General features: G+C 65.2%; 14 protein-coding genes. 5 read left to right on the top strand and 9 right to left on the bottom strand.

All coding sequences use genetic code 11. From position 1 onward, the window contains the following. The first annotated feature begins 56 nt into the window (after positions 1 to 56). From R3P95_RS11535 to R3P95_RS11525, 3 genes are read left to right on the top strand one after another with little or no spacing between them, the layout of a single operon-like run. Complete coding sequence (locus R3P95_RS11535; protein ID WP_317548430.1) at positions 57 to 1,424, top strand: HNH endonuclease signature motif containing protein; 1,368 nt, start codon at positions 57 to 59, stop codon at positions 1,422 to 1,424. Between the two features lie 25 nt (positions 1,425 to 1,449). Continuing rightward, positions 1,450 to 3,909, top strand: coding sequence for an aminopeptidase N (gene pepN / locus R3P95_RS11530; protein WP_317548429.1), 2,460 nt, complete (start codon positions 1,450 to 1,452; stop codon positions 3,907 to 3,909). A 5-nt stretch (positions 3,910 to 3,914) separates the two neighbouring features. Next, a complete protein-coding gene (locus R3P95_RS11525) occupies positions 3,915 to 4,226 on the top strand; it encodes a hypothetical protein (RefSeq protein ID WP_317548428.1) in 312 nt (103 codons plus the stop codon). A 6-nt stretch (positions 4,227 to 4,232) separates the two neighbouring features. Here the strand turns inward: R3P95_RS11525 and R3P95_RS11520 are convergent, their stop codons facing one another. After that, positions 4,233 to 5,315, bottom strand: a complete 1,083-nt coding sequence (locus R3P95_RS11520; protein ID WP_317548427.1) for an L-cysteine desulfhydrase Cds1 — start codon at positions 5,313 to 5,315, stop codon at positions 4,233 to 4,235. Then, positions 5,312 to 5,665: a DUF4229 domain-containing protein gene (locus R3P95_RS11515; RefSeq protein ID WP_082899469.1), complete on the bottom strand. Its 354-nt coding sequence runs from the start codon at positions 5,663 to 5,665 to the stop codon at positions 5,312 to 5,314. Before R3P95_RS11515 ends, R3P95_RS11520 begins: the two co-directional genes overlap by 4 nt. 198 nt (positions 5,666 to 5,863) lie before the next feature. Here R3P95_RS11515 and R3P95_RS11510 point away from each other — a divergent pair, with 198 nt between their 5' ends. Both R3P95_RS11510 and R3P95_RS11505 read left to right on the top strand, forming a co-directional pair. Beyond that, positions 5,864 to 6,079, top strand: a complete 216-nt coding sequence (locus R3P95_RS11510; protein WP_037187021.1) for a BldC family transcriptional regulator — start codon at positions 5,864 to 5,866, stop codon at positions 6,077 to 6,079. Between the two features lie 136 nt (positions 6,080 to 6,215). After that, positions 6,216 to 6,413, top strand: coding sequence for a hypothetical protein (locus R3P95_RS11505; RefSeq protein WP_032393904.1), 198 nt, complete (start codon positions 6,216 to 6,218; stop codon positions 6,411 to 6,413). 13 nt (positions 6,414 to 6,426) lie between these two features. On the opposite strand, the gene R3P95_RS11500 is transcribed toward R3P95_RS11505, so the two are convergent. The 7 genes from R3P95_RS11500 to hemL all read right to left on the bottom strand — a co-directional run bounded on the left by R3P95_RS11500 (position 6,427) and on the right by hemL (position 14,307). Next, positions 6,427 to 7,971: a MinD/ParA family ATP-binding protein gene (locus R3P95_RS11500; protein ID WP_317548426.1), complete on the bottom strand. Its 1,545-nt coding sequence runs from the start codon at positions 7,969 to 7,971 to the stop codon at positions 6,427 to 6,429. A gap of 318 nt (positions 7,972 to 8,289) precedes the next feature. After that, entirely contained in the window at positions 8,290 to 9,255 is a 966-nt protein-coding gene (gene ccsB / locus R3P95_RS11495; RefSeq protein ID WP_094670925.1) for a c-type cytochrome biogenesis protein CcsB, read from the bottom strand. 3 nt (positions 9,256 to 9,258) lie between these two features. Next, the gene (gene resB, locus R3P95_RS11490) at positions 9,259 to 10,878 is read right to left on the bottom strand and encodes a cytochrome c biogenesis protein ResB (RefSeq protein WP_317548425.1); all 1,620 of its coding nucleotides are present in this window, start codon (positions 10,876 to 10,878) and stop codon (positions 9,259 to 9,261) included. Continuing rightward, the gene (locus R3P95_RS11485) at positions 10,875 to 11,684 is read right to left on the bottom strand and encodes a cytochrome c biogenesis CcdA family protein (RefSeq protein ID WP_068046420.1); all 810 of its coding nucleotides are present in this window, start codon (positions 11,682 to 11,684) and stop codon (positions 10,875 to 10,877) included. Before R3P95_RS11485 ends, resB begins: the two co-directional genes overlap by 4 nt. An 8-nt stretch (positions 11,685 to 11,692) precedes the next feature. Continuing rightward, positions 11,693 to 12,280: a TlpA family protein disulfide reductase gene (locus tag R3P95_RS11480; RefSeq protein ID WP_317548424.1), complete on the bottom strand. Its 588-nt coding sequence runs from the start codon at positions 12,278 to 12,280 to the stop codon at positions 11,693 to 11,695. Then, a complete protein-coding gene (locus tag R3P95_RS11475) occupies positions 12,273 to 12,935 on the bottom strand; it encodes a histidine phosphatase family protein (protein ID WP_068046369.1) in 663 nt (220 codons plus the stop codon). The genes R3P95_RS11480 and R3P95_RS11475 overlap by 8 nt, the downstream gene beginning before the upstream one ends. 52 nt (positions 12,936 to 12,987) lie before the next feature. Continuing rightward, on the bottom strand, positions 12,988 to 14,307 hold the full coding sequence (hemL, locus tag R3P95_RS11470; RefSeq protein WP_317548423.1) for a glutamate-1-semialdehyde 2,1-aminomutase: 1,320 nt from the start codon (positions 14,305 to 14,307) through the stop codon (positions 12,988 to 12,990). Positions 14,308 to 14,355 lie beyond the last annotated feature (48 nt).

Genomic DNA, 14,355 nt, shown 5'->3' with positions numbered 1-14,355 from the left:
ACGTGTTCGGCCCTTCGTCGCTGGGGGGTGACATGGGGCTACGTGAGTCGACGTGGATGGCGGACGATCACTCTGCGCTCGCCGACGTCCTCGGTGCGCGCCGGACGATAAACGCCGCTGCCGCATCGGAACTGGCGCTCATGGACCACTACGTTCGCGGCCGAACGGCATGCGCCTCGCCGTGGGACACAGGAGTGACCGAAAAGGATCTGTACAGCTCGGCGATCTGCGAACTGGCTGCGGCATTGTCGTCCACCTTCGCCGCCATTCACAACAAGCTTCAGATGTGGCGCCAGCTGCGTCCCCTCGTACGGAACAGTTTCATCAACGGATCGATCGACAAAGAGCGAGTCAAAACGATCCACGACCATCTGCTTCATGCGCGTCCGGAGACAGTCGTCGCCATCGAAGCCGAGGTTCTCAAAGCTGCCGCAGAGATGGCACCGGGCCCCCTGGGTCGCGAGATCGACCGACTGCTCGTCGAGGCCGATGCCGAGTGGGACCGCGCAGTACGCACACGTGCCGCGCGAACCGAGAAGCGCGTCCGGGTTCGTCGACGAGCACGAGGGCTGGCGAGCCTCACCACGGTGATGACCGATCGCGAAGCCGACGAACAGCTTTCGCGCATCGACGCCGAAGTCTCCCGCTTGCACCCCGAGGATCCACGTTCGGACGATCAACGACGGGGCGACGCACAGACCGCACTGATGCGCGGCGAGACACTGCTGTGCGAGTGCTCGACATGCCTGACCTCTCGGGGTGACGTCGCGGATGCCGAAACTCCCGAACACGGTGAGCCGGTGGCAGCAATGCCCGAGCGTTCGGATGCGAATGCCGACGCAACCGGTGAAACAGCCACCGAGGGTTCGGGTTCCGCACGGCCGGGGTCCGAGCGCCCCACAAGTGAGCCCCTGGGCAGGGCACTGACGGGCCCGCTGCCACCCGACACACCACCACCCGTCTCACCAGCACCCGACGCACCGCCACCCGATACAGCGACTCGATCGAGACCGGGCGGAGGGACGTTGATCGAACGCTGGCGTGCCATCGTCGAGAACAACCCTCGCGGCGTCCACGCCCTACACCCCGACGGCCACGGAGGCATGACGATTCCGCCTCCGGGGGCACTGACCTATGCGCCGAGCAGAGCCCTTGCCGCGCAGGTTCGCGCCGAACATCCGTACTGCCTGCATCCTGGCTGCAACGTGCCTTCGGAACGGTGCGACCTCGACCACATCGTCGAATTCGATCGACAGAATCCGGAACGAGGAGGATGGACCATCCGGACGAACATCGGCCCGCGCTGTCGGCTCCACCACAACCTCAAAACACGGAAACTCTGGCGCACCGAATTACTCCCGGAAGGAGTCCTGCATATCGTCGACCCTCTCGGAAACCACTACTTCACCGCGCCGACCCTGTGAAAACCGATCGCCTAGGGTTGGTTCGGTGAGCACCGCGAATCTGACCCGGACCGAAACTCGCAGGCGATCGCGCCACATCGGCGGGGTGAAGTACCGCGTTCACCTCGATCTCCTGCGCGCAGAGGACGCAGACCTCGACACCTTCGAGACCGTGACGACCATCGAATTCGACGCGACCACCGCTGCGACCTGGGTGGACTTCATCGGTGCGGCAGTGGACCAAGTGACCGTCAACGGCGTCGACACGGCGGTCGACTACGACGGCTCACGGATTCAACTGATCGGGCTCACCGAGCACAACATCGTGCGGATTCGCGCGCGCGGACGATACAGCAGGTCGGGTGAAGGACTGCATCGGTTCGTCGATCCCGTCGACGACAACGTCTATCTCTACACGCAGTACGAACCGGCCGATGCACGCCGAGTGTTCGCGAACTTCGAGCAACCGGATCTGAAAGCTCCCTTCACTCTCACTGTCACGGCTCCGCCGACGTGGACCGTACTGTCGAACCGCGAGGGAGTCACAGCCGACACGGTCACCACCTTCGCGCCGACCCTGCCTATCTCGACCTACATCACCGCAGTTGCGGCCGGCCCGTATCACCGCGTCCAATCATCCTGGACGCGAGGCGAACTCACCGTCCCCCTCGGTGCCTATTGCCGGGCGTCTCTCGCCGAGTACTTCGATGCCGAGGACATCTTCGACATCACGAAACGAGGCCTGGACTTCTTTCACGACAAGTTCGACTACTCATACCCGTTCGGAAAGTACGACCAGATCTTCGTCCCCGAGTACAACCTCGGCGCGATGGAGAATCCCGGCCTCGTCACGTTCACCGAGTCGTACGTATTCCGTTCTGCGGCAACCGAAGCCCAGTACGAGGCCCGCGCGAACACGATCCTGCACGAGATGGCGCATATGTGGTTCGGCGACCTCGTCACGATGCAGTGGTGGGACGACCTGTGGCTCAAGGAATCCTTCGCCGACTTCATGGGTGCATTTGCATCGGCCGAAGCGACCCGATTCACCGACGCCTGGGTCAGCTTCGCCAACCGACGAAAAGCGTGGGCGTACCTGCAGGACCAACTTCCGACCACCCACCCGATCGTCGCCGACATCACCGATCTCGAGGCCGCGAAGCTCAACTTCGACGGCATCACCTACGCCAAGGGTGCGAGCGTCCTCAAGCAACTCGGGGCGTTCGTGGGCGCAGATGCCTTCTTCGCCGCCTCCCGCAACTACTTTCGCGCGCACGCCTTCGGAAACACGACTCTGACGGACCTGCTGAGCGAGATGTCGACCGCCAGCGGACGCGACCTCGACACCTGGGCTGCAGCATGGCTGCAGACCACCGGCGTCTCCACGCTCAGCTACACCGGCGATGCCATCGAGCAGACGGACCCGCGGCCTCACCGAATTGCCGTCGGGCTCTACGACCTCGACGAAGCCGGAAATCTGACGAGAACCCACCGACGAGAACTCGACATCGCCGAGGAACGAACGCCGGTCGACCTTCCCGAGGCCGCGCTGGTGCTGCTCAACGACGACGACCTGACATACGCCAAGATCCGATTCGACGAGCGCTCCAGTACCACCGTGCGAAACCACCTCGATCGCATCGTCGACCCTCTCGCCCGGGGCCTGGTGTGGTCAGCGTTGTGGAACTCCACCCGCGACGCCGAGCTGTCTGCACTCGAATACATCGACATCGCAACCAGATTCGCACCGAATGAGCCCAAGATCGGTCTGTTGTCCGCAGTCACGGCCAATGTGGCGTACGCCCTCGAGCATTACCTCCCGGAGGACCGACGGCGCGAACCCCTTCGGCAGTGGCTCGAGGCGTCGTGGACGCAGCTGCATGCGAGTGAGCCAGGGAGCGATACCCAGTTGGTGTGGGCGCGAGCCACCGCGGCCGCGGCCCAACTCGACGGCTCCCGCGCAGCCGACCTACGCGCACTTCTCGACGGCACGTCGACCGTGCCAGGTCTGCGCCTGGATCCCGACCAGCGCTGGTCGTTCTGGCTGGCTCTGGCCGCGACCGGAAACGCGACCTCGGCCGAGCTCGATGCAGAGCTGGCCTCCGACAACACGTCGTCTGGACGCACCTCACACACGGCGGCGTCGACGGCGATACCCGACGCCGAGGTCAAGGCAAGGGCGTGGGCTGCCATCACCGAGCGCGACGATGCGTCCAACGATGTTCTCGACGCCTTCATCACCGGCTTCGGGGCCGGGCACCGGCCGGACCTGACGCAGGGGTACCACGACCGGTACTTCGAAGCCATCGCGTCGTTGTGGACCTCGCGCAGCATCGAAATCGCACGGCGCATCGTCGTCCGACTGTTCCCGCAGCAATCGTCGACGGTAGCCGCGGACAGCTGGCTAGCCGAGCACGAGTGGGCACCGGCCGCCCTGCGGCGCTTGGTGATCGAGCAACGAGACCATCTGGCGAGGAGCCTGCGGGTGCAGGCGCGGATAGGGTGATGATCATGGCCACCAACGACACTCGACGCTCGATCGCCACGTCCGCACTCGCTGCAGGTGGATTGCTCGGCGGCTTCGCCGTCGCCCGGCAGTCGCACAACCGTCAGCTCGGCGGAGCCGTACTGGCCGCTGCGGGTGTGGCGTGCACGACCCGGTGGCAGAAATCCTCGGGTTCGGCCCGAGCCGGTGCGTTGCTCGGGACCTATCTCGTCGCGTTCGGTGCCTCGCACCCGCTGGCCAAGAAGATCGGCGCCTGGCCGGCGGTCGTCACCGTCGCCGCTGCAACTGCCGCGGCGTCGATGGCGGTGAGCAAGTAGATCTCCTCAGAACACCCCGGTACGAACGAACTTTTCGAGGGCTGCGTTCGGTTCGTCGAGATCCATACCTTGGCTCGAAACCCAGGCGTCGTCGAAGTAGGTCTGTGTGTACCTGTCTCCGCCGTCGCACAGCAGTGTCACCACGCTCCCGCTGCGGCCTGCTGCGATCATTTCCGCGATCAGTCCGAAGGCACCCCAGATGTTGGTGCCCGTCGATCCGCCCACTCGTTTACCGAGTGCGTCCGAGGTGAATCGTGCGGCGGCCACGGAGGCTGCGTCGGGCACTGCGATCATTCGATCGATCACCTGGCCGACGAACGAGGGTTCGACGCGCGGTCGGCCGATGCCCTCGATGCGGGAGGACAGCCCTGTCTCGTAGCACGCGTCTCCGGACTCGTAGCCGCCGATGAACGCCGAATTCTCGGGGTCCACCACCGCCAATTGCGTTGCATGCCTGCGATATCGGATGTACCGGCCGATGGTGGCGCTGGTCCCTCCGGTCCCCGCACCGACGACCACCCAGTCTGGAATGGGGCATTCCTCTAGCCGAAGTTGGTCGAAGATCGACTCGGCGATGTTGTTGTTACCGCGCCAGTCGGTGGCTCGTTCGGCGTGCGTGAACTGGTCCATGTAGTGGCTGTCCGGCTCGGCCGCGAGTCGATGCGCCTCGGTGTACATCTCGCCGGGCTGATCGACGAAATGACATCTCCCGCCATGGGACTCGATGAGTGCGATCTTTGCCGGGCTGGTGCTCCGAGGCATCACGGCGACGAATTGCAGTCCGAGCAGTCCGGCGAAATAGGCCTCACTGACGGCAGTGGAGCCCGAGGAGGCTTCGATCACCATGGTGCGTTCGGTGACCCATCCGTTGCAGATTGCGTACAGAAAGAGCGACCGAGCCAGTCGATGCTTCAGGCTGCCGGTGATGTGCGTCGATTCGTCCTTGAGGTACAGCGAGATTCCCCAGGCCGAGGGAAGGGGGTATCGCAACAGGTGCGTGTCGGCGCTGCGCTGGGAATCGGCCTCGATCAACCGGACCGCATTGTCGACCCATGCCCGTGACCCCGAGTGATCGACCGTCCTGGTCATTTCTTGCCGTCTTCACCGCGCAGCTTCGACTGCAGATCAGCACGCGCGGTGCGCCTGTCCTCGTCGACTGCCGCGATGGACTCGTTGACGCGGATGCGCATGTTCTTGAACAGGAGCAGCGACAGAGGTAGCGAGATCAGCACGGCGAAGATCGCGGCGACGAGTACCGGAACCTCGACGCCGAAGAGTAAACCGATGCCGACGATGAGTGCGCCGATCACGATGACGAGCGCCAGGCGCGCGAAGGTGTAGACACCCAGGTTCACGGCGAGAGACTTCTTCGCCGACCTACCTTTCGCGCCGTTTCCGCTGGTAGGTTCGCTGCTGTCGGCGTTCGTCGCGTCACTCACGGGTCCCAGGTTACCGGGCTCGGCAAGCACCTCGACCCACCCCCGGCGTGACCGATTTGTCCATTACCTCCCCTTTACCAACCTTGTATCAGTCGAGTACCTAGGGGTTCGAGTGCAACCATGGGGTTCGAACGCAGCAGACCGATATCTCCGGTTCGACGCATATGCACCGAACCGAATCGTAGGAGGACACGACAGATGAGCGCACCCACATTTCACAAGGCTCAGGACTCACTTCTCACGCCGGGTCAGGTAGCCGCGCTTTTTCACGTCGACCCCAAGACAGTGACACGCTGGGCACACGCCGGTCGCCTCGGATCGCTCCGCACTCCGGGCGGGCACCGTCGATTCCGCGAGACCGAGGTCATGCAGTTGCTGACCTCTCTGACCACCGAAGCCGGCGCACACCACTGATTCGGACGTCCTGACGTAGGAAATACCCTCGATCTCCGCACCCGCTCGAACTCATCGAACATTCTCAGGAATCTTCGACGCTCGACGGGTGCGGAGGGTGTTGCATCGCGGCTACCCTCGTAGTAGGAGGTGCGTCGTGATCTATCTATTGGCGTTGATCGGCTTGGTGGCAGTCATCGTGCTGTTCTGGAAGGCATTCGGACCCAGCACACAGGCTCCACCCACCCGCACTGTCGGACCCGATGACGATCCCGATTTTCTGTGGCGAATCAACCGTGAAGCTCGCCGCGGAGGGAAAGACGGGACCGAGGCAGGCACCGAACCCAGCGAATAGGGTTCGGTAGTTCTCAGTTGCGGTGGGCAGCGGTGGGCGCGTCGGGGAAACCTGCCGCTACCGCCGCCGCGACTTCCAACAGTGCCTTCCGTGTGCGCCCACGAAGACGATCCAGTTCGATTTCCGCCCCCTCCTCGAGATGCGGGTCGAACGGAATCGTTCTCACTCGAGCGCACCGCTGCTCGAAATGCTCGACAACTTTGTGCAGGTCCACTTTTCCAGCTCTCGGCCGAACGCCGTTGACCACGGCGACCGATGTGGCGACCAGCTCGCGGTAGCCGTGCGCATCGAGCCAATCCAATGTCGCCGACGCGCTCCGCACGCCGTCCACCGAGCCCGAACTGACCACCACCAGCGTGTCGGCTCCCTCGAGAATGCTTTCCATGGCCGAGTGCATCAGACCGGTGCCGCAGTCCGTGATGACGATGCTGTAGAACTTCTCCAACAGCGACACGGCGCGATCGTAATCCTCACCGCTGAATGCCTCCGAAGCCGCCGGATCCGAATCGGACGCCAACACCTCCAGTCGATGCACGTTCTGCGACGTGTAAGCCCTGACGTCGCTGTAACGGTCCAGAGACTCGATGTCGCGCAACAGATTACGGACGGTGGCGGTCGTCTCGGCCGGCACCTTCTGCCCCAGCGTTCCCCGATCGGGGTTCGCGTCGATGGCGATCACCCGATCACCCCGGATCTCGGCGAACGTCGAGCCGAGTGTGGCCGTCGTCGTGGTCTTGCCCACGCCCCCTTTCAGCGACAGCACCGCGACGCGATGGCACCCGACAAGAGGGCGATCCACCTCCGCGGTCAGAACCAGGCGTCGCTGCTGGGCAGCACTGTTGCCCGCATTCAGACGACCACGCGACATCAGATACAGCGCCCGACGCCACCCTGCCACCGGCGGCGCATTCCCTGATCGGACGAGCAACGAACTGCCGAGATCGAGCGAGGACACCGACTGCTGATCCGACCGACTCGGGCCCATGGTCGGTACCGCTCCCGGGGCGGCAACCAACGCGTCGCCCGGGCCTTGCCGAACCTGCTGAGGCTGACCCCGATACTGCTGATTCTGATGCTGCTGATTTTGATGCGCCGGCCCAGGCCACTGGCCGGGCTGAGGCCCCCATTGATTCTGACCGTTCCACTGATTCTGGGGATTCCAGTGACCCTCCGACGGCCATTGCCCATGCGGGCCGCCCTGGTTCTGCGGAGCCCAATAGTTCTGCGGCCCGGCTTGATTCTGCGGAGCCCAATAGTTTTGTGGGCCACCTTGGTTCTGCGGCACCGGATTCTGCAGCACCGGATTCGGGGACGGCGGATTCTGGGACGGCGGCGGCCCTGATGCGACGGGCGGCGCATGTGAAGGAGTCGGTTTCACGGTCGGTGCCACGGGAGTCGTCGGCGGTTCCACGGGCTTAGGTGGTGCGACGACGGTCTTGTCGATCCCGGCAGGTGGCACCGCGACCGACGCCGCCTCACCACCTGCGCCACCGTGGGCTTCACCGTCCCGCGACCCGGGAAGCGGCGGCGATGCGTGGGCGGCCTCGGGCTGCGGCACGGGCGAATTGCCTATGCTTTCGGGCGGCATCGTGATGGGGGTCGATCTGAAGGGTTCCCGCGGCGGTGCGGGTGTAACCTCCGCCGCCCCTACGACACCGACCGGCTCGGATTCAGTGGGGCGAGCTACGTGTTCTTCGGGAACGTCGTCGTCCAATGGCCGGACGGGTTGCCAGTTGTTCTCGTGCCGATCGGCCATGACCGATTCCCCCCAGTTCGCGTCCCACATCGAAGATCCGAGCTCGGATGTGTCCCCCATCGAGCCGGATCGGACGCTACCAGCTGACAGTCTCGCGCGGAGGCTGCCAGCGGCCGAGAACTAGTTCAGTCCCGCGTAGCTGTGCAGTCCCGAGACCACCATGTTGATGATGAAGAGGTTGAAGAGCATGGCGGTGAATCCGGCGATGTTGATCCAGGCGGCGCGGGTGTTGCGCCATCCGGAGGTGGCGCGGGCGTGCAGGTAGGCGGCGTAGATGATCCAGGTGATGAACGACATCGTCTCTTTGGGGTCCCAGCCCCAGAAGCGGCCCCATGCGGCTTCGGCCCAGATTGCACCGAGGATGACGCCGGCTCCGAAGAGCGGGAAAGCGACGATGGTCGTCTTGTAGGCGAGTCGGTCGAGGGCCTGGGCGTCGGGCAGCTTGGATGCGAACTTGCCCCAGAACCCAACGCTTTCTTCGCCGATGGGCTGCTTGATGCGCAGCAGGAACAGCAGGGAGGCGACGCCGGAGACCAGGAGGATGCCGCTGCCGACGCTGACGATGGTGACGTGGATGGGCAGCCAGTAGGAGCGCAGCGCGGGGACGACGGGTGCGGCGTCGGCGTAGAGCTTGGTGGCGGCGAAGAACATCAGCACGATGATCGGTGCGAGAACGAACACGAGCATCGGGCGCATGGTCTTCTTGCGCAGCACGATCACGGAGGTGAGGGCGGCGGCTGCGGTGGCCATGGTGACGAACTCGTACATGTTGCCGAGCGGGAAGCGGTGGGTGGCGAACCCGCGGAGCACCACCGAGGCGATGTGCAGCGCGAGAGCCGGGGCGAGCAGGGCGAAGCCCATGCCTGCGAGTCGCTCGGACAGCGGTCGCTTCGGGGCTTCGACAACCAGTCCCGGTCGCGACTGGGCCACCGGCGCACCGGCACCGACGAGTTCCTTCGCCTGAGCGGCCGTGGCCTTCGCGGAGGCGTACTGGGCGATGAGCAGGACGAATGCGAGCACGTAGATGGTGAACGCTGATTCGAAGGACCAGTCGCTGTACTGCGAGAGGGTCTCGTTGATCGGCATCGGTCAGTTCTCCTGTTTCGAGGTGTCGCCGAGCAGGCGGGTGCACAGGCGGTCGAACTCTTCGCCCCACCCCGCCTGATCGGTGCGTGCAAGTCCGCCGAGGTCTACTACAGTACGTCGTGCCTGGGCGTCGGCGGTGAGTCGGACCCAGATTCTGCGACGCTTGATCACCAGTGAGACGAGCAGTCCGCCCATCATCGTGAGTGCGAAGACGAGCACCCAGGTCTGGGCCGGGTCGTGTGAGACCTGAAGGTTGACGAATTCTTTCGCTCCGTCGAAGGTGACGACCGTTCCGTCACTCAGCGTCGCCGATTCTCCTGGCATCAGGTTGACGCGGTCCTGCTTCACGAGCCTGCCCTGGGCGATCATTTCCTGATCGAGCGAGAAGATCGACTGCGGCAGTCCGGTGTCGAGGCCGGTGTCGCCCTTGTAGATGTCGATGGCGACTGCGGGGTCGTTCATGGCGGGGAAGCTCGACGACAGCAGGCTGCCGTGGAACGACGCCGTCGGCGCGAACAGTCCTTCGATGGCGATCTGGTTCTTTCGCCGGTCCAGGGGGTCGGTGTATAAGCCGCCGGGCGGGTCGACGCGGAGCACTCCGCTGGAGAGGAAAGTCGTGGCGTCCGTCGGTTGCCATTGGATGGTGTCGGTGCGGGTTTCGCCGTTCGGGAACGTCACGGTGAAGGTGGGTGCGTAGCCGTGGCCCTGAAGGTAGACGCGGTCTCCTGCGACGCGCAACGGGTGGTTGACCTTTAGTTGGTCGTCGCGCCAGACGTTGTTCGTCAGGTCCTGCCCTGCCTGGTATTCGATGTTGGAGGTGAACATCTCGGCCTGGCCGGTGTCGAGGTAGTCGGCTCTGAAGTCCTTGACGCGCACGCACAGTGGTTCGAGGTCGGTGCCGTCGACGAGGTTGCCTGCGCGGAACGAGTCGTAGTTGGCCGGGGTCGAGGTGCAGAAGCCTGGGCCGTCGTCGGCGATGACGATGCGGTTGCCCTCGTACCCGAGCAGCTTGCCCATGGCGATTGCGGCGAGCAGTCCGACGAGAGAGAGGTGGAAGACGAGGTTTCCGAGTTCACGGACGTAGCCCTTCTCCGCCGACAGCGTCACTGCTCCGCCGTCCTCGGTTCGTTGGGCGACGCGCCAACCGCGCAACTGGGTGCGTACCTGCGCGGCGATCTCTTCCGGCGTTCCGTCGACGTCGTAGCGGCTGTGGTGCGGCAGTCGGGAGAGGTTGCGGGGCGCGCGAACGGGTTTGGTGCGCAATTGCTTCGCGTGCTCGATGCAGCGCGGCAGGATGCAGCCGATCAGCGAGATGAACAGCAGCGCGTAGATCGCGGTGAACCAGAAGCTGCCGAAGACGTCGAACAGTTCGAGCTTGTCCATGATCGGGCCGAGGGTCGGGCGGTCGGCGATGTACTCGTCGACTTTGCCGGCGTTGAGGCTGCGCTGCGGCACCAGGGCACCGGGTACCGCGGCGAAGGCCAGCAGGAACAGCAGCACCAGCGCGGTTCGCATACTGGTCAGGCCGCGCCAGGTGTTACGGACCAGCGCCGCTCCCCTGCCCAGCACGGATTGCTTGCGCGGCGGCGATGCCTCGGTGCGCTCTTCGATGTCGGTGGTCATATCGGCAACACCACATCGGAGACGAAGGCGTCGCGAACCCAGCCGACGAATTGATCCCAGGCACCGGTGACCAGTGCAATTCCTACCGCTATCAACATGATTCCGCCGAACACCTGTATCTGTCGTGCATGTGTACGTAGCCAGCCGACGCCACGCAGCGCGCTGACCGAACCGAACGCGAGGATCACGAACGGTAAGCCGAGACCGAGGCAGTACGCCACGATCAGAACGACGCCCCGCGCTGCCGTCGTGCCGTCGGTCCCTGCGGCGAGTGAGATGACGCCCGCGAGTGTCGGCCCCAGGCACGGGGTCCATCCGAGCGCGAACACGCCACCGAGCAGTGGCGCTCCGGCCAGTGAGCCGATCTGCTTCGGCTCGAAGCGCACGTCGCGCTGCAGCGCGGGGATCAGTCCCACGAACACCAGGCCCATGGCGATGGTGACGACGCCGCCGATCCTCATGAGCAGTTCGCGGTTGATCGCCAGGACGGAGATCGCTCCGAACACCGATGCGGTGGCGAGAACGAACACCACCGTGAATCCGAGGACGAACAGACCCGCCGCTCCGGCCACGCGCAACCGCCCGCTGCGCACCTTCGTCTTCACGGCTGCCTCGTCGGCGCTGACGGCCGGGGCGTCGGCTCCGACGACTCCGGCGAGGTACGAGAGGTATCCGGGCACCAGGGGTACCACGCACGGCGACGCGAACGAGACGAGCCCGGCCAGGACGCAGGCTCCGAGGGCCAGGACGAGCGGCCCGGAGGCCGCAGCTTCCTGGAAACTCGCGCCTATCCCGGCGAGGTACATCGTCTCGGTCACGGCTGCACTGGCTCCTCGGCTGCGACGCGTTCGACGACGGGCCGTAGGTCATCGGCGAGCAGTTCGCGCAGGAACACTGCCGCGACGCGATGCTGCCGGTCGAGCACGACGGTCGTCGGGATGACGGAGGTGGGGACGCCGCCGAGCGCGGTCAGGGTGCGCATGGGCGGGTCGTAGATCGAGGAGTAGCTGACGTTGTTGCTGACGACGAAGTCCTGCGCGGCGGTCTGCGACTCGTCGCGCACGTTGATCCCGAGGAATTCGACGCCCAAGGACTTGGTGGCCTCGTAGACGTCTTCGAGGTCGTCGGCTTCACCGCGGCACGGTCCGCACCACTGGCCCCAGACGTTGAGGACGACGACGTCACCGTCGTAGTCCGACAGGGAGGTCGTCTTGCCCTTGGTCATCAGGTCGGGCCCGGACAGCTCGCCGATGGTGCCGCGCTCGTCGGGCTCGTAGAAGATGTCGGTCTGTCCGCCCGGTGAGACGAACTGGAAGGTTCCGCCCTGCGCCACCGCGTCGGTGCCGGTGGAGCATCCCGCGACGAGGGCCGCTGCTGCCACACCCAGCAGAAACCTACGCACCGGAAATCCTTGGGTCGGATGCTCCCGCGGGCTCGGAGTAGACGAGGTCGACCAGCTGGTCCCCCTCGTAGACCAACGAGGTGAGCGACGCGAGACCGCATTGACGGTTTCGCGGGTCGTGCCAGAGCCGGTCGCCCTGCAGGAAGCGGCGCAGTGTCCACACCGGGAGTTGGTGGCTGACGCAGACGGCTTCGTGCCCGACGGCTTCGACGCGGGCCGCGTTGACCGCGGCGAGCATGCGGTGTGCGATCTGCAGGTACGGCTCGCCCCAGGACGGGGTGAACGGGTCGCGCAGCTTCCACCAGTGCCGGGGCCTACGCAGTGCACCGTCGCCCACGGCCACGCGCAGTCCCTCGAATTCGTTACCTGCTTCGATGAGGTTCTCGTCCTCGGCGATGGTCAGGCCGTGCGCTGCGGCGATGGGTCCGGCGGTTTCCTGTGCGCGCAGCAACGGCGATGCCACGACGTGGGTGATGTCGTGGCCGGCGAGCGCGTCCGCGACCGACCTGGCCTGAGCCTGGCCCGTCACCGACAGCTTGAAGCCCGGCAACCGCCCGTAGAGGATGCCCTTGGGGTTGTGCACCTCGCCGTGCCGGAGGACGTGCACGATGGTGCGCGTCGTCGAGTGCGGATGTGTTGCGGGGGCCTCGGTCACGTCGGGGTCCTGTTTCTCGCTAGTCGGGTGGGCAATCAGTTCGGTGCAGACGTCACTGAGGAGCGGTGGCGGCGGCCGCTGCTTTCGCAGCGGCGGGGGCTGCGTCGGCGATGATCTCGAAGGCTCGATCGTCGAGAGCAGCCGAGACGAACCAGGCCTCGAAGGCGCTCGGCGGCGGGTACACGCCGCGAGAGAGGAAGGCGTGGAAGAACGCCGGGTATCGCCACGTCTGCGCGGCCTTGGCCTGCGCGTAATCGGTGACGGGTCCATCGGCGAAGAACACACTCACCATAGTGCCCGCGAACTGGACGTGATGGGTGACGCCTTCGGCGGTGAGGGCGTCGCCGAGCAGTGTTCCGAGTCGCTGCGAGTTGGTCTGCAGCTTCTCGTAGACGGCCGAGTCGGCCAGTTGCAGACTCGTCAGACCGGCCGCGACGGCGACGGGGTTACCGCTGAGCGTCCCTGCCTGGTACACCGGTCCGGCGGGCGCGAGGTAGGCCATCACGTCTGCTCGACCGCCGAATGCGGCGGCAGGCAATCCGCCCGACATGACTTTGCCGAAGGTGTAGAGGTCACCGGCAACACCGTCGATGCCGTACCAACCGGAGGCACTGACGCGGAATCCCGTCATCACCTCGTCCATGATCAGCAGTGCGCCGTGCTCGGTCGCGAGGTGGCGCAGTCCCTCGTTGAAGCCGGTGACCGGCGGGATTGCTCCCATGTTGCCTGCGGCTGCCTCGGTGATGATGCACGCGATCTGGCCGGGGTTGGCCTCGAAGGCCGCGGTGACGGCGGCGAGGTCGTTGTAGGGAACGACGATGGTGTCCGACGCCTGTGCGCCGGTGACTCCCGGGGAGGTCGGCAGCCCGAAGGTGGCCAGTCCCGAGCCGGCGTCGGCCAGGAGGGCGTCGACGTGGCCGTGGTAGCAGCCGGAGAATTTCAGGATCTTGGTTCGGCCGGTGAATCCACGGGCCAGGCGCACGGCGCTCATGGTGGCCTCTGTGCCCGAATTCACAAGGCGAACCTGGTCGACGGGGCCGACGCGACGCACGATTTCCTCGGCGAGCTCGATTTCGCGCTCGGTGGGTGCACCGAAAGACAGGCCTGTTGCGGCTGCCTTCTGGACGGCCTCGACGATGGCCGGGTGGGCGTGTCCGTGGATCATCGGACCCCAGGACGAGATGAGGTCCACGTAGGACTTCCCGTCGGCGTCGGTCATCGTGTATCCGCTGGCCTGCGTGATGAAGCGAGGCGTGCCGCCGACCGATGCGAATGCCCGCACCGGCGAGTTGACGCCACCGGGAATCACCGCGCTCGCGCGGGCGAACAGTTGGGCAGATACGGGGGCGTCGTCGCCGGGAGAAACAGTCACGACTTCCAGTGTCCCAGGTTCGGCGAAATCGCCAACTACAGGGCGTAA

It is taken from the genome of Rhodococcus cercidiphylli (genome assembly GCF_033042225.1).
Lineage (GTDB): Bacteria > Actinomycetota > Actinomycetes > Mycobacteriales > Mycobacteriaceae > Rhodococcoides.
This window is presented reverse-complemented; position numbering and strand designations above follow the sequence as displayed.